The sequence below is a fragment of the Streptomyces sp. NPDC060031 genome, from assembly GCF_042736805.1.
Lineage (GTDB): Bacteria > Actinomycetota > Actinomycetes > Streptomycetales > Streptomycetaceae > Streptomyces.
On the sequence record NZ_JBHWVM010000023.1, the window covers coordinates 16,670 to 32,180 of the forward strand.

Consider the following 15,511-nt stretch of genomic DNA (forward strand, 5'->3'; position numbering starts at 1 on the left):
CGGGAGCGGAGCCGGGGGCGGGGGCCGGGAGCGGAGCCCGCACCGCCGCCGGAATGCCGGGGATTGACGTACGGACGTACGGACGGGCCGCGGGACCGCCCGTACGAGTGAATCCGACGGGGTCGCTGCGGCCGGATGCTGTGTGATGTGGTGTGGGTGGTCCCGACGCCTTGCGGCGCCGGGACCAGTCCTCCCCTGTGTGACCTGGAGCCCCGAGCTCTCAAGGTCATCCCCTTCGGACCGTCTTCCCCGAGCGGCCCGCCTCCCTGTTGAAAGGATCTCCATCGGCCGGGGCAGCCAATCCTTGAGCAAGGTCACTCGAAAGAGCGGTGTAGCCGGCGAGAACCCCGTTTTCGAATGCGGGTTCGATACTGTGGCCGGGAGCGAAGGGGGTGCATCTGCGGTGGTACAGCGCTTCGATGTCACAGGGGCCGACGGCGTACGCCTGGCAGCATGGGAGTTCAGGGAACCGCCCGCTCCGGCGGGTGCCCCCGGCGTGCTCTTACTCCACGGTCTGATGGGCCGCGCCTTCCACTGGGCCGGAACCGCCCGCTGGCTCGGCGAGCGCCGCCGCGTCGTGGCCCTCGACCAGCGCGCCCACGGCCAGAGCGAGCGCCCCGCCACCGGCCCGGCCCTCACGACCGCCCTGGGCCGCGAGGCCTTCGTGGCCGATGCCGAAGCCGCCGTCGAGCAGCTCGGCCTGGCCCCCGTGACCCTCATCGGCCACTCCATGGGAGCCCTCACCGCCTGGCAGCTCGCCGCCCGCCGCCCCGACCTCGTGGCGGCCCTGGTCATCTGCGACATGCGCGCCTCCGCCCTCGGGGCGGCCTCCCAGCAGGAGTGGGAGGAGTGGTTCCACCGCTGGCCGCTGCCGTTCCCCACCCAGGACGCGGCCCGCCGCTGGTTCGGCGAGGACGACCCCCGCGTGGAGCGGCCCGACCCCGGCCGCGGAGCGTTCTTCGCCGAGGTCATGCACCAGGCCGACGACGGGTGGCGCCCCGTCTTCTCCCGGCGCCAGATGCTCACGGCCCGCGAGACCTGGGTGCACGACGCCCACTGGGAGGAGCTGGCGCAGGTCCGCTGCCCGACCCTGGTCGTCCGGGGCCTGGACGGCGAACTGGGCCGCGCCGAGGCCCAGGAGATGGTCCGCGTCCTGCCGGCGGGGCAGTACGCGGAGATCCCCGACGCCGGCCACTACCTCCACTACGACCAGCCGGCCGCCTGGCGCGCGGCCCTGGAACCCTTCCTGGACGGAGTCAAGGCCGACGCCCCCTGACACGGCCCCCTGACACGCCGCCCCGAGCCGCCCGCCGCGGCAGAGCCGGGCCCGGTCCGTCCGGCAGGGGTTACGGGATGTCGTGCGCGGCGGGCGGGGTCGCGCGGCCGTCGGCGTGGACGGCCGTGGCCCGCTGGGCGCGACGGGCCCGACCGCGTACGCCGCGCTCACCCGCACCGCGCCGGTCAAAGGAGGGCGACGTGGTGCCCGAGCTAGGCGCGGCCGGCCGGTAGGGAGACTGACCCGCAGTTTCGCCGCAGGCGACCTCTTCCTCACTCATCGCTGGTCGGGCTCGGTGAGGCTTGTTGGCCGGTGGGGGCGGGGGTGTGTGGCGGGTGGTGGGGGAGGAGCACGGCGGCGGTGAGGCCGATGAGTCCGACGGCTGCCAGGGTGATCATCGCGGCGGCGTAGGCGTGGCTGGTGAGGCCGGCGACGAGGATGGTGCCGGCGATCGCAGTGCCGAGGGAGGAGCCGAGGTTGGAGACGCTGCGGGACAGGCCGGAGATCTCGCCCTGCTGAGCCTCGGTGAAGCTCGACTGGACGATGTTGACCGAGGGGGTGAGCATCACGCCGAGGCCGAGGCCGATGAGGAGCAGTCCGGGCGCGAAGGCCCAGGGGCTGGGTGAGCCGCCGACCACCACGGTCAGGACGACGATGCCGGCGATCGTGGTGACGAATCCCGTGAGGATGAGGGTGCGCTGGGCGTGGCGCTTGGCGAGGCGTTCGGCTGCTAGGGAGGAGACGAGGATTCCGAGGGTGGCCGCCGTGAAGATCACGCCGGTCTGGATCGCGTCGTATCCGCGGACGACCTGGAGATAGGAGGCGACGGTAAAAGACACCCCCATCAGGAGCAGCCACTGGGCGTTCTGGGTGACGAGTCCGAGGTTGGAGGTGCGGATGCGGAACAGGCTGGTGGAGAGCAGTGGTTCCTTGCCGGCGCGTTCCCGGGCCCGGACCCAGCGGAAGAAGGCGGCCAGGAAGAGCGCGCCGAGGGCGAGGAGGGCGAGCATCAGCCAGCCGTTGTCGTCGGCGGCCAGGATCCCGGTGACGACCAGGACGAGGCCGACGGCGGACAGGACGGTGCCGACGGTGTCGAAGGGACGGGTCGGGTCCGGCGGGAGGGGGTCCTCGATGCGGCGGCTGAGGACGATGATGACGACGATCACCAGGGCCTGGAACACGAAGGCAGCCCGCCAGCTCAGGGCCGAGGTGATGAGCCCGCCGATCAGCGGGCCGGCCGCGGCGCCGATTCCTCCGAGCGCCATGATCGTCCCGAACGCCCGGGCGCGTGAGGTTGTGTCGGTGAAGAGCAGTGTGGTGAGGATGTAGACGGGCGGGATGAGCAGGGCGGTGCCGACACCTTCGAGGATCGAGTTGCCCAGGATGAGGACGCCCAGGCCCGGTGCGACGGCGCTGAGCAGTGCGCCGACGCCGTAGACGACGAGGCCGGTGAGCAGGCACCGTTTGCGGCCGTAGCGGTCGGTCAGTTTGCCGCCGGGGATCATCAGGGCGGCCATCACCAGTAGGAAGATGGTGATCGCGACTTGGACGCCCTGCACGGTGGTGTCGAGGTCTTCGCTGATGTCGTTGATCATCACGTTCATGTTCGAGCCGGCGAAGCTGCAGATGAACTGGGCGAGGGCGAGCGGGGCGATGACCCGCCGCATGCCGCCGGGCGTCCGCGCGGTCGGGGCAGTGTCACTCACCGGCGCCACCGCGTTCTGCCTGGTCGAGGTGCTCGTCGAGGGCGATGGCCGCGGCGACCAGCGCGAGGTGGGTGAATGCCTGGGGGAAGTTGCCGAGCTGTTCGCCGGACGGGCCGATCTCCTCGGCGAACAGGCCGACGTGGTTGGCGTAGGTCAGCATCTTGTCGAAGGCGTAGTGGGCCTGGTGAAGGCGGCCCGAGCGGGCCAGTGCCTCGACGTACAGGAAGCTGCAGAGGTTGAAGGTGCCCTCGGAGCCGCGCAGTCCGTCCGGGGACGCCTCGGGGTTGTACCGGTAGACAAGGCTGTCGCTGACGAGCTCCTGCTCCATGGCGTCCAGGGTGCTGAGCCAGGCCGGGTCCGTGGGAGAGAGGAATCCGACGCGAGGCATCAGCAGCAGGGAGGCGTCCAGGACATCCGTGGCGTAGTGCTGGACGAATGCCTGCCGCTGATCGTTCCAGCCGCGTTCGACGATCTGCCGGAAGACGGCGTCGCGCGCCTGCGCCCAGCGGGCGGTGTCGGCGGGCCGGGAGTGGAGGGTGGCGAGTTTGATGCCGCGGTCGAAGGCGACCCAGGTCATCAGGCGGCTGTAGGTGAATTCCTGTTGCCCGCCGCGGGTCTCCCAGATGCCCTCGTCGGGCCGGTCCCAGTGGTCGGCGAGCCAGTCCAGCACGTCGGCGAACGCCTTCCAGCCGCGGATTCCTCCCATCTCTCCCGCTTGGGCCAGGGCGTCGGCGGCCTCGCCGTAGATGTCGAGCTGGATCTGGTCGGCGGCTCCGTTGCCCGCCCGGACCGGGGCCGAGCCCTCGTAGCCCTCCAAGTGGTCCAGGACTTCCTCGGTCAGGTGGGGGTCCCCGTCGATCCGGTACATGATCTGCAGAGGCTCGCCCGAGGCGGTCCCGCCGGCCTCCAGGCGATCGCGCAGCCATCCGCGGAATGCTGCGGCCTCTTCGGTGAACCCGAGGTCGGACAGCGCCCCGACGGCCAGGGAGGAGTCACGGACCCATGTGTAGCGGTAGTCCCAGTTGCGTTCGCCGCCGACCTGCTCGGGCAGCCCCATGGTGGCGGCGGCGATAGGAGCGCCGGTGGGGGCGTAGGTGAGCAGTTTGAGGGTGATCGCGGAGCGGTTGACGATGTCGCGCCACCGGCCGCGGTAGGTGGAGGAGCGCAACCACCCGTGCCAGAACCTCCGGCACGCATCCAGCTCCGCCCGGATGTCCTCGGGTGTCAGCTGTGCCGGGGCGGCGGCGCCGCTCGCATCGGAGGTCAGGATCACGGCGGCGGTCTGCCCGGCGGTGAGGGTGCAGCGGGCGGTGAGGTCGTCGTCATCGGGGTGGAGCACGAAGGGCCCGGCGACCTGCAGGTGCAGGTCGGTGCCGGGGCCGTGGAAGACCGCGGCCGCCTCACCGGTCCGCTCCAGGGTGTGCGAGGCGCGGCCGTAGTCGAACCGCGGCCGGCAGGTCAGGCGGAAGTCCATGCTGCCCCGCACCACCCGCACCACCCTCACCAGGCGGTGCCGGTCCGTCGGCGTCCCGGTGGTCAGGGGGGTCATGAAGTCGGCGACCTCGCCGACGCCGCCCGGCGCCATGAAACGGGTCACCAGGACGGCGGTATCGGAGAGATACAGCTGGCGGACCACCGGCTCCGATCCGCCGGGCAGATGGGCGGACAGCCGGCAGTAACCTCCGCGTTCGCTGTCCAGCAGCGAGGCGAACACGCTGGGCGAATCGAACCGCGGCGTGCACCACCAGTCGATCGTCCCGTCGGAGGACACCAACGCGGCCGTCTGGAGGTCACCGACCATCCCGTGATCGGCGATCGCCGGGTAGGCGCTCAAAAGAATCTCCCGTCGTCCGTTGAAGCCCCAGCGGCGTGCGACGCCTGGACGGGAACATCAGGGCGTGCCCTCGGGGAACCTCCAGCCCGAGAGACCCGGACCCGCGACCCGACACGGCCTGCCTGTTCGGCCGGCCGATCACACAGCCCAACGAGATGCGACTCCGACGGCGCCTACACCAAGACCCTCAGGCGCATTCTGCCGTCAGATCTCCGGCACAGCCGGATGACGCGCGGCGACCGCACGGGGTGACTCCGCTGGTGGCCAGGTCAGTGGCTTCGGGGGGCGTGCATGGTGCCCGGCCCGCGTACGGCGGTGTGCTCGTCCGCCCGTGAGCCGAGCCCCGCGGGCCGCCAACGCTGCCTCGCGGCGCATCGAGCCGGGTCCGGATCAGACCTCGATCCGGACCCACGCGTCGCCCGCGCGGAGCCAGAGCGTGCCGTCCCTGCCCTGGCCGCACTGCATCACCACGCGGCCGGGCAGCGGCACCCGCTGCCGGTCGGTGATCACGCACTCACCGTCGACCAGGTCCACGCGGACCAGCTCGGTGAACGGCTCGTCGTGCTCCCGGCGGCTCAGCACCGCGCGGTCGCCCCGTACGGCCAGCCCGTCCACGTACCGCAACGGGCAGCGGTAGCCGGCGGCCAAGCCGGTGGCGGGATCGATCCGGGTCAGGAAGGTGCCTCGGGGGTGGCTCCAGGCCAGCCAGGCGTACGGGCCTTGCGTGGCGGCCGTGAGGCCGTGCACCGGCCCTTCGGGGAAGCGGTGCGGCGGAACCCAGGTGGCCGCGCCGGCGGTGTTCCAGCCCGCCAGGCCCTCCCGGGACTGCGGGTGGGCCCCGAAGATGCCCTCGTCCCCGTAGGCGGTCCAGGTGCCGCCGCGGGCGTCGCTGACCAGCGCCGCGATGTCGTCGCCGAGGCACAGCGCCGCTTCGGGCCGGCCTTCGGGGGAGTACACCACGGCGTTGTCGCGCCAGGTGCCGTCGGCGTCCTGCCCGGCGCGGCCCGACGCGAGGAGGAAGCGCGACCGCGGGAGCAGCGCGAGGTGTGTGGGCCGGAGCCCGATGCCGTCGACCGGTATGCGCCGCTCGGGCCCCCGCGCGGGGACGATGACGAGCTCGGCGTCGAAGGGGTTCGCCGTGCCCCACCCGGGCCAGCCCTTGACGTACTCGCTCGGGCTCAGGTGGTGACGCTGGACCAGCAGGACGGCGAGCTCGCCGTCCGGTCCCGCGCTCCACGACAACGCCCGCCATCCGGCGTGCGCGTCCGCTTCGGTCAGGCTCCACACGACGGGCGGTTCGCCAACAGCCATGGGTGTTCACCTCGGGGGACTCCGGCGGCCTACGCCGGCCGAAGATCCCCACGCTACCCGGGCGGGGCCGGTCCGCCCCGCCCGGGCCTCAGCCCTTGCTCACCGCCACCAGGATCTCCGGGAGCTTGCGGGCCACCGTCGGGGCGGCCAGCCGCAGGCCGGCCCAGGCGGTCAGGGTGCCCCAGGCCATGCCCAGGGGGAGCAGGATCCAGGCGAGGGACCCGCGGTCCGCGCCGTGGAGGTAGACGGTCAGGACGATCATCGGGGCGCAGATCACCGCCGAGGCGGCCATCCCGCCGAAGATGCCCATCCAGGCGAGCCCGGCCTGCCCCGGGGCGACGTTCTTGAAGGCGCCCTCCGTCGGGATGGAGTACGGGTAGCGGGCCGAGGCCAGCGCGCCGGTGCACAGCATCGAGCCGAGCAGGGCCAGGGCGAGGCCCAACGCCGGCGGGAAGCCCCGCCAGTTGCCGACGAGGGCGGCGGTGACCGCCGTGACCAGGACGGTGTACGGGACGGTGACCAGGGCCAGGGCGCAGGCCCGGGCGCTCAGTTCGACGTACGCGTCCTGCCGGTTCGAGATGGTCTGCGCGACCATCCAGAACGCCGAGGTGTCCTGGCCGAACTGGTTGTACATCTGGATGCCGAGCATCCCCGCGCCGAAGCAGGCGAGGTACACCGAGCCGGTGCCCTGCAGGGCGTTGAAGACCGGGACGATCGCGCCGATCGCCAGGGCCGTGACCCAGGCCGACTTGGTCTTCGGGTCGCGGACGACGTAGCGCAGGGTGCGCTGCATGGCCGCGCCCGTGCGGTTGTCGGGCAGCAGGGCCCACAGGCCGCCGCCCGCGTTGCCGCGTTCCTTCTCCGGCTTCGCCGCCGTGAGGGTCGAACCGTCGGGGGTGACCATCAGCTTGGTCAGGCTGCGCTCCCAGAACCGGAGCAGCAGGGCCAGGGCGGCCAGGGTGAGGGCCAGTTGGGCCGCGGCCACCCCGTACGAGCCCTCGCTCGCGGAGTCCACCATGCCGACGGCGGTCGCGGGCGGCAGCCAGCGGACCACGGCCTCGGCGGGCTCCAGGGTCTCCAGCCCGCCCTCCTGGAACAGCCGCTGGCTGCCGAAGTTGACCAGCTGCCCGCCCACCGCGATCAGCAGTCCGCTGAGCACGGCCAGGTCGCGTCCCTTGCGGCTGGTCAGGAGCCGTACGTTCGCCGTGGCCACGGCGCGGGCGAGCGTGACGCAGCCCAGCAGGAGCAGCGGCGCCGCCACCACCGCGGCCACCGCGCCGGCGGCGCCTCGCGCGACGGCCACCACCGACCCGACGGCCAGGCAGAGCGTGAACAGCGGGCCGATCCCGATCAGGGAGGAGGCGAGCAGGGCCCGTACGAGCGGTCGCGGGCGCAGCGGCAGCATGACGAGCCGGCTCGGGTCGAGCGTCTCGTCACCGGTGGGGAAGAACAGCGGCATGAACGCCCAGCCGAGCGCGAGGAGCGCGGCCAGCAGGACGACGACGGTGCCCGCGTGGGCGTTGCCGTGCAGCAGGGCCAGGCCGAGGGTGATGAAGAAGCCGACCACGAGGGCGAAGACGAGGCTGGTGATCCAGGCGGCCTTGCGCTTCGAGGAGCCCTTCAGGCCGTTCTTCATCAGGGAGAGCTTGAGCCGGACGAAGATCGGGGTCAGCGGGACGGCGGTGGTGCTCATCGGGCGGCCGCCTCGGTCGCGCCGCCGCCGGTCGTGCCGTTGCCCGCGCCGTTTCCGCCGCCGAGCCAGTCCAGCGAGTCGCCGGAGGCCCGGCCCTGCGCGCCGACCAGCTCCAGGAACGCGGCCTGCAGCGAAGGCGCCCCGCCCCGTACGTCGGCCAGCGGGCCCGCGGCCCGGATCCGGCCGGCGGCCATCACGGCCACCCAGTCGCACAGCGACTCGACCAGCTCCATCACGTGGGAGGAGAAGACGACGGTGGCCCCGGAGGCGGTGTAGCGCTCCAGCACCCCGCGGATGGTCTGCGCCGACACCGGGTCCACGCCCTCGAACGGCTCGTCCAGGAACAGCACTTCCGGGTTGTGCAGCAGGGCGGCCGCCAGGCCGATCTTCTTCCGCATGCCCGTCGAGTAGTCCACGACCAGCTTGTGCTGGGAGCCCGCGAGGTCGAGGACGTCCAGCAGCTGCGTCGCCCGCTTGTCGGTCTCCTCGCCGGACAGGCCGCGCAACCGGCCCATGTACCCGAGCAGTTCGCGTCCCGACAGCCGCTCGAAGAGGCGCAGGCCCTCCGGCAGGACGCCGATGCGGGACTTCACCTCGGTGGGGTCCGCCCACACGTCGTGCCCGGCGACGATGACGCGCCCCATGTCCGGGCGCAGCAGCCCGGTCACCATGGACAGCGTCGTCGTCTTGCCGGCCCCGTTGGGGCCGACCAGGCCGATGAACTGGCCCGCAGGCACCACGAGGTCGATCCCCGCCACGGCCACCTGCTCGCCGAAGCGCTTCCACAGACCCTCTATCCGTACGGCGGCCGGCGCGGTTCGCGCGCCACCCGTCCCGTGCGTCCCGCCCGTCGCATCACCCTGGTCCGGCATGCGCCTGCCTCTCGTTCTGTTCCCCGTGGTCGTACTTTCCTCACCATAGGAGGACGGGGGAGAGGCCGAGCAGTTACTTATGTCATGAGTTTCCCGGGAGGATCCACCAAGCTCTGACCTGCCGGAACACGCGTCACGCCTGGCGCCGTGCCCGCTCCGCCGCCGCCTCGCGGCCGCACGCGTACGCCAGCGCGTCGATGAGCTCCTCCACGTCCGGCAGCCACCGGTTCGCGGCCGTCGGCGGCTGCGCCCACTGGACCGAGCCGCGCCCGCCGTAACGGGTCGGCGGCGCGGCCACGTACTCGCCCTCGCCGCGTGCCGCCAGATCGAGCTGGGAGGGCTGCCAGCCGATCTTGCGCAGCAGGTCCGCCACCTTGATCCCGGCGCCCGGCAGGACGAAGAACATCATCCGGTGGTCCGGCGTGACGGTCACCGGCCCGAGCGTGCGCTGCATCCGCTGGAGCCGCGCGAGGGCGAGGAAGCCCGCGGAGTCCGGCACGTCCAGCGCGTCGAAGGTGCGGCCCGTCGGCAGCAGGATCGAGGCCGCGGAGTGCTTGCCCCAGATCCGCCGGACCTGCACCGCGCTGCCCGAGGCCTGCGCCGCCCAGTCCTTCACGGTCGGGTGCGCACCCGGAGCCGGGCAGTCCTCCTTCCCGCAGGAGCACTTCTCCCGGCCCTCCGAGGACTCCAGCCAGGTGCCGGCGAAGACGTCCCAGTGCCGTTCTTCCGTGTACCGCACGGCATGGTCCAGCAGCTGCTCGCCGCGCTGCTTGGGGATGGGTGCGGTCTCCGTGACTGCCATGGTCTCTTCCACGTGCATCACAACTCTTGCGGTCACCGGGGGTTACGGGCGTAAACCCGCCGGTGGCCGGTGCATCGATCCTGCATACGGGGCGCATCGACGCACGGACGGGGGCGCGTGGGAGGTCCGGGCGCCGGAGGTGGGTAACGACTCGTCGCAGAGGGGAAGATTCTCCGCACATCAGGCGGGAAGTGATCATTCCATCGCTCGCCCGTGGCTTCAGGGGGTTTTTCATGGCAGCCAGGCCTCTCGTCGCCCGCCAGCCGAACGAACGGCTGCAGGCGCTCATCCAGGAAGCCGGGTGCTCCAACGCCGGGCTCGCCCGGCGCGTCAACATGTGCGGCGCCGAGCACGGTCTCGACCTGCGCTACGACAAGACCTCCGTCGCCCGCTGGCTGCGCGGCCAGCAGCCGCGCGGCCGGGCGCCGGGGATCATCGCCGAGGCGCTCGGGCGCAAGCTGGGCCGGACCGTCACCATCGACGAGATCGGCATGGCCAACGGCAAGAACCTCGCCTCCGGCGTCGGCCTGCAGTTCTCCCCGACCGTCATCGGCGCGATCGAGCAGGTCTGCGAGCTGTGGCGCAGCGACGTGGGCCGCCGCGACTTCCTGTCCGGGTCCTCCGTGGCCGCCTCCGCCCTCGTCGAGCCCAGCCGCGACTGGCTGATCACCGGGGCCGACGCGCAGGTCGCCCGCAGCGGCGGCTCCCGCGTCGGCATGCCCGACGTGGGGGCCGTACGGGCCACCACCGAGGCGCTCAAGGTCCTCGACCACCGCTTCGGCAGCGGGCACGTGCGGCCCGTCGTCGTGCACTACCTCAACTCCGTGGTGTCCGGGCTGATCGGCGGCTCGTACCGGGAGCCGGTCGGGCGGGCGCTGTTCGCGGCCGTGGCCCGCCTGACCGAACTCGCGGGCTACATGGCGGTGGACACCGGCCAGCCGGGCCTGGCCCAGCGCTACTACATCCAGGCACTGCGCCTCGCCCAGGCGGCCGGCGACCGCGCGTACGGCGGGTACGTGCTGGCGGCGTCCATGAGCCACCTCGCCGCCGAGCTGGGCAATCCGCGGGAGATCGCCCAGCTCGCCCGGGCCGCCCAGGAGGGCACCCGCGGGCAGGTCACCCCGCGGGTGGAGGCGATGTTCTACGCCGCCGAGGCGCGCGGGCACGCCCTGCTGGGCGACGGCCGCGCGACTGCGGTGCTGTCCTCCCGGGCGGTCACCGCGCTGGAGCGGGCGGAGCCGGAGTCGGGCGACGACCCGCCGTGGATCCGGCACTTCGACACCGGGTACCTCGCGGACGAACTGGCCCACTGCCACCGGGACCTGGGCCAGGCCGACGCGGCGGGCCGGCGCGCGCAGGAGGCCCTGCGGGCGCTGCCGGAGGGCAAGGAGCGCCGCCGGGCCATCGGACTGCTGCTGCTGGCGACGGCCCAGGTCCAGCAGCGCGAGGTGGAGCAGGCCTGCCAGACGGCCACCAAGGCGGCGGACCTGCTGTCGGGGCTGCGCTCGAACCGGGGCGCGGAGTACCTGGAGGACTTCCGGCAGCGGCTGGAGCCGTACCGGGAAGAGGCCGCGGTGAGGGAGTTCGGGGCCCGTCTGGAGGCGGTGGTCGCCTGACGGCGGCGGACCGGGTCACGGGTGGGCCGGGGTGGGCCTGACGCCGGTGGCGGATGACCGGGTAGCGTGAGCCGACGGTTCCGTAGGTTCGGACAGGTCGGAGAAGGAGTCCCGGTGACGGAGAGCGGACAGGGGAACGGCCAGGGCAACGGCCCGCAGCCCACCCCACAGGCCGGTACGCCGTGGGGCCCGCCGGACCCGACGGCCGAGCCGGGCCGTTCGGAGCAGCAGCAGGGCGGTCCCGCGTACGGGTACCCGCAGCCCTACCCGTACCCGCAGGCAGTGCCGCAGCCGCAGCAGCAGCCGCCGGGCCAGCAGCCCGGGCACGTCGTCGGGCCCGGCTACGAGGGGCCGGGCGATCCGCACGGGTACGGCTACCCGCCGCTGCCCGAGGCGGTCACGCAGTACATACCGCCCGTGCCGGCCGCCCCGCACGAGGAGGCGGCCACCCAGTACATCCCGCCGGTCCCGGCCGCTCCCGCCGCCCCCGCGCACGAGGAGGCGGCGACCCAGTACATCGCGCCGGTCCCGGCCGCCCCCGCCGCCCCCGCGCACGAGGAGGCGGCCACCCAGTACATCGCGCCCGTCCCCGCCGGGCCGGGCCCGGATCCGGCCGCGGGCTTCGACGGGCTGTTCCGCAACGACCCTCCCGGCGCCGACGGGCACACCCAGCACCTTCCGCCGGTCCAGGAGCCCGTGCTGCGCCAGCCGCAGCCGCGCCCGTACCCGCCGCGCGGGCAGGGCCCCGTACCGCCCCAGCAGCATCAGCAGTACCCGCCGCAGTTCCAGCAGCCTCCGGCGCCGGCGCCGCAGTTCCAGCCGCAGCCGCCGCAGTACGCGACGCCCCAGCAGCAGTTCCAGCCGCCCGCGCCCCACAGCCCCCGCAGGGTCTCGCCCGCGATCATCGCCGCCGGTGTCATCGGGCTGGTGGTGGCCGGGCTCGGCGTCGGCTCGCTGCTCGGCGACGGCGGCGGCAAGCCGCAGAACAGCGACCCCGGCGCGGTGGCCGCCCCGCCCACCACCGCCAAGGGCTCCGCGGCCCCCGGCGAGGCCCCGCTCGACCCGGCGCAGCCCCAGGCGGTCCAGCTGGACAAGCTCCTCGCGGACAGCAACGACAGCCGCGCCAACGTGATCCGCGCCGTGGACGACATCAAGGGATGCCGCAACCTCGACCAGGCGGCCACCGACCTGCGGGGCGCGGCCCGCCAGCGCGAGGAGCTGGTGACCCGGCTCCAGGAGCTGAAGGTGGACAAGCTGCCGGACAACGCGAAGCTCACGGCCGCCCTCACCAAGGCCTGGCAGGCCTCCGCGGACGCCGACAACAGCTATGCGGACTGGGCGGACGACGTGAACCACGACAAGGAAAAGTGCAAGGACGGCAAGGCCAAGTCCACGGGCAACGCCTCCGAGGCCAACAAGTCGAGCGGCGAGGCCACCAAGGCCAAGGACTCCGCGGCGGCCCAGTGGAACGCCATCGCGGCCAAGTACGGCCTGACCAAGCGCGACAAGTCCCAGCTCTAGTCCGCTCCAGTCCGTCCCGGTCGCGTCTGCGTCGAGCCCCGGTCGCGTCTAGTTCGCGCGCGGGGCCTGTTCCAGGGCCGGGGTCATGTCCATGGGCTGCTCGCCCGGCTGGGCGACGAGGCGGCCCTGCTGGACGATCTGGAAGGTGACCTGGCCGTTCACGATGCGCGGGAAGCCGGCGACGGCCCGCATGTCCTGGTAGCGCCAGCTCAGCTCCGGGGTGAGTCCGCCGGTCTTGACGGCCTGGGACTGGTTCAGGGCGCGGGCGAGCTTGCGCGCCGTGATGCGGTCACCGTCCTTGAACCGCTTCACGACCTCGCTCAGCACCGTGTACGCGATCCAGGTGGTCTGCGCCCCGGTGTCGTCGGCGTCGAGGCTGTCCTCGCCGAAGCCCTGGTCGGAGATCACCTGCCGCATCGGAGCCCAGAGCGGGTCGGTGGACACCGGGTACCAGCTGGTCAGGTACGCGCCTTCGAAGGGGCTGTCCTTGCCGCCGGTGCGGTCCACGACGGACTGGCTGACCGAGCCGAGCACCGAGGAGATCTGCGGCTTCTTGTGCTGGACGTCGGCGCGCCGGAAGGCGTCGAAGAAGGTCTCGGTGTGCTCGCCGAGCACGGCGGCCACGCAGCCCCTGTCCTTGCCGCCGGAGGAGCCGGCGAGCGCCTCGCGGGCCTGCGGGGCGAAGTCGGCGGAGTCCTCGTCGGCCCGGATGTCGTCGGCCTCCGCCATCTTGTTGGTCTTGAGGCCGGCGTTGAGCAGCACCGGCAGCGAGTCGCCCGCGAGGGTGTCGGGGCGCACCAGCGCCACCTCGCCGCAGGCGCGGCCCAGCTGGTGGCCGGCGCCCGCGAGGAGGACCGGCTGGCCGCCGTTGACGGGGTAGGAGAGGGTGGACTGGAATTCCTCGGAGGAGACCCCGTACCCGCCGATGAAGGGGATGCCCTCGGCCTCCAGCGGGGCCATGAAGGCGCGCCCGTGCTGGCTGTACGAGCCGACGACGGCGACGGCTTTCTCGGCGATGGCCTTGCGGGCGCAGTCGGCGGCGCCGACGGCCGTGTTGTGCTCGTTGCAGGTCAGGACGCGGAGCTTGTGGCCGTTGATGCCGCCCTTGGAGTTGACCCAGCGTTCATACGCCTTGGCCATGGCGGGCATTCCGGGCATGTTGGTCGCCTTGGAGTCCTCGGGCGCGAAGGTCATGACGGTGATGGCGGACTCCCCGGAGCCCCCCGGGCCTCCGGGGAGCGCCCCGCATCCGGCGACGAGACACGCACCCGCCGCGGTGGCCACGAAGGTGCGGTACAGGGCTGCCGTGCGTCGCCGATCGGTCATGGTCACGAACGATTCCGCCCCGCGGGGAACTCAAGTGTGAGGTGTACACAACATGAGGTGGCGCGCAGGTGAATTGCGGGGGGCGGCCGTGCACAGGCGCTTCAAGATCGCGCAAGAGATGAACGTACGATCGCAAGCGTGACATTCGCCCAAGGTTCGAAGAACTCTTCCCGCCGTGGCGGCCGCTCCTCCACCATGGGCGGCATGCCCCTCAACGACATGCCGTGGTGGCGCTGGCGCAGCAACGTGCGCTCGGCGCTGCACATGCTTTCCGATCCGGCGTTCCAGGAAGAGATCTGGCTGGCCGGCGCCGAGGGGTACGGGGACGTCACCGACGCCGTGTACCGGCTCGTCGAGGACACCTGGCTCGACAGCTGGTCCGCGGAGAAGTACGTCGGCACGATCTTCCGCGACTCCCAGGAGGCGGCTCTGGTCGACCTCGCGGTGCTGCGGGTGCTGCGGATCCTGCACCAGATCGGCCCCGACGCCCCGGTCTCCGGCTACCTGGAGCACCACGCCTGGCCCGAGGCGGTACGCGCCGCGCGCGAGGCGCACGTACGGCTGGCGACGGCGGACGGCGACGATCCGGACGCGCGGCCCCGGTCTATAGAAGTGCTGAAGATCCTCACCCGCGCGGTGTGAAAGGCTGTGCCGTCATGAGCGACGACACCCATCCCCAGCAGTCCCAGCAGTACGTGCTGACCCTCTCCTGCCCCGACAAGCAGGGCATCGTGCACGCGGTGTCCAGCTACCTCTTCATGACCGGGTGCAACATCGAGGACAGCCGTCAGTTCGGTGACCGGGACACCGGCCTCTTCTTCATGCGGGTCCACTTCTCGGCGGAGGAGTCGGTGACGGTGGACAAGCTGCGGGCCAGCTTCGCCGCCATCGGCGACGGCTTCCGCATGGACTGGCAGATCCACCGCGCGGACGAGCGCATGCGGATCGTGCTGATGGTGTCGAAGTTCGGGCACTGCCTCAACGACCTGCTGTTCCGCTCGCGGATCGGGGCGCTGCCGGTCGAGATCGCGGCCGTGGTGTCCAACCACACGGACTTCGCCGAGCTCGTCGGCTCGTACGACGTCCCGTTCGTGCACATCCCGGTGACGAAGGACACGAAGGCCGCGGCCGAGGCGCAGCTGCTGGAGCTGGTGCGTGCGGAGAACGTCGAGCTGGTGGTCCTGGCCCGGTACATGCAGGTGCTGTCGGACACCCTGTGCAAGGAGCTGAGCGGGCGGATCATCAACATCCACCACTCGTTCCTGCCGAGCTTCAAGGGCGCCAAGCCGTACCACCAGGCGCACGCGCGCGGTGTGAAGCTGATCGGCGCGACCGCGCACTACGTGACGGCCGACCTCGACGAGGGCCCGATCATCGAGCAGGAGGTCGAGCGCGTCGGCCACGAGGTCACCCCCGACCAGCTGGTGGCCGTCGGCCGCGACGTGGAGTGCCAGGCGCTGGCCCGCGCGGTGAAGTGGCACAGCGAACACCGGGTCCTCCTGAACGGCACCCGCACCGTCGTCTTCGCGTAGGGACGCGGGTCTCGCGGGCGGC

General features: G+C 72.4%; 12 protein-coding genes. 5 read left to right on the forward strand and 7 right to left on the reverse strand.

The features are described 5' to 3' along the window. The first annotated feature begins 403 nt into the window (after window positions 1-403). Window positions 404-1,276, forward strand: coding sequence for an alpha/beta fold hydrolase (locus tag ACFWB8_RS13100; protein WP_385225303.1), 873 nt, complete (start codon window positions 404-406; stop codon window positions 1,274-1,276). 272 nt (window positions 1,277-1,548) lie between these two features. On the opposite strand, the gene ACFWB8_RS13105 is transcribed toward ACFWB8_RS13100, so the two are convergent. The 6 genes from ACFWB8_RS13105 to ACFWB8_RS13130 all read right to left on the reverse strand — a co-directional run bounded on the left by ACFWB8_RS13105 (window position 1,549) and on the right by ACFWB8_RS13130 (window position 9,494). Continuing rightward, entirely contained in the window at window positions 1,549-2,943 is a 1,395-nt protein-coding gene (locus ACFWB8_RS13105; RefSeq protein WP_385225448.1) for an MFS transporter, read from the reverse strand. Between the two features lie 31 nt (window positions 2,944-2,974). Next, window positions 2,975-4,816 (reverse strand): glycoside hydrolase family 15 protein, encoded by a 1,842-nt coding sequence (locus ACFWB8_RS13110; protein ID WP_385225305.1) that lies wholly within the window; start codon window positions 4,814-4,816, stop codon window positions 2,975-2,977. 390 nt (window positions 4,817-5,206) lie between these two features. Then, window positions 5,207-6,127: a hypothetical protein gene (locus ACFWB8_RS13115; RefSeq protein ID WP_385225307.1), complete on the reverse strand. Its 921-nt coding sequence runs from the start codon at window positions 6,125-6,127 to the stop codon at window positions 5,207-5,209. 88 nt (window positions 6,128-6,215) lie between these two features. Continuing rightward, window positions 6,216-7,820 (reverse strand): transporter, encoded by a 1,605-nt coding sequence (locus ACFWB8_RS13120; RefSeq protein WP_385225309.1) that lies wholly within the window; start codon window positions 7,818-7,820, stop codon window positions 6,216-6,218. Then, the gene (locus ACFWB8_RS13125; protein ID WP_385225311.1) at window positions 7,817-8,692 is read right to left on the reverse strand and encodes an ABC transporter ATP-binding protein; all 876 of its coding nucleotides are present in this window, start codon (window positions 8,690-8,692) and stop codon (window positions 7,817-7,819) included. The genes ACFWB8_RS13120 and ACFWB8_RS13125 overlap by 4 nt, the downstream gene beginning before the upstream one ends. 133 nt (window positions 8,693-8,825) lie before the next feature. Continuing rightward, window positions 8,826-9,494, reverse strand: coding sequence for a bifunctional DNA primase/polymerase (locus ACFWB8_RS13130; RefSeq protein WP_385225313.1), 669 nt, complete (start codon window positions 9,492-9,494; stop codon window positions 8,826-8,828). A 233-nt stretch (window positions 9,495-9,727) separates the two neighbouring features. Between ACFWB8_RS13130 and ACFWB8_RS13135 the strand changes: the two genes are divergently transcribed. Next, the gene (locus ACFWB8_RS13135; RefSeq protein WP_385225315.1) at window positions 9,728-11,110 is read left to right on the forward strand and encodes a transcriptional regulator; all 1,383 of its coding nucleotides are present in this window, start codon (window positions 9,728-9,730) and stop codon (window positions 11,108-11,110) included. 114 nt (window positions 11,111-11,224) lie between these two features. Then, window positions 11,225-12,631 carry a hypothetical protein gene (locus tag ACFWB8_RS13140; RefSeq protein ID WP_385225317.1) on the forward strand — a complete coding sequence of 469 codons (1,407 nt, stop codon included), beginning with the start codon at window positions 11,225-11,227 and terminating at the stop codon, window positions 12,629-12,631. Window positions 12,632-12,679: 48 nt separating this feature from the next. Here ACFWB8_RS13140 and ACFWB8_RS13145 read toward each other — a convergent pair whose 3' ends face one another. Then, window positions 12,680-13,957: an ABC transporter substrate-binding protein gene (locus ACFWB8_RS13145; protein ID WP_385225319.1), complete on the reverse strand. Its 1,278-nt coding sequence runs from the start codon at window positions 13,955-13,957 to the stop codon at window positions 12,680-12,682. A 195-nt stretch (window positions 13,958-14,152) separates the two neighbouring features. On the opposite strand from ACFWB8_RS13145, the gene ACFWB8_RS13150 reads away from it, so the two are divergent. Both ACFWB8_RS13150 and purU read left to right on the forward strand, forming a co-directional pair. Beyond that, a complete protein-coding gene (locus ACFWB8_RS13150) occupies window positions 14,153-14,599 on the forward strand; it encodes a hypothetical protein (protein WP_385225450.1) in 447 nt (148 codons plus the stop codon). 14 nt (window positions 14,600-14,613) lie between these two features. Further along, window positions 14,614-15,489 (forward strand): formyltetrahydrofolate deformylase, encoded by an 876-nt coding sequence (gene purU, locus ACFWB8_RS13155; protein ID WP_385225321.1) that lies wholly within the window; start codon window positions 14,614-14,616, stop codon window positions 15,487-15,489. The last annotated feature ends 22 nt before the right edge of the window (window positions 15,490-15,511 follow it).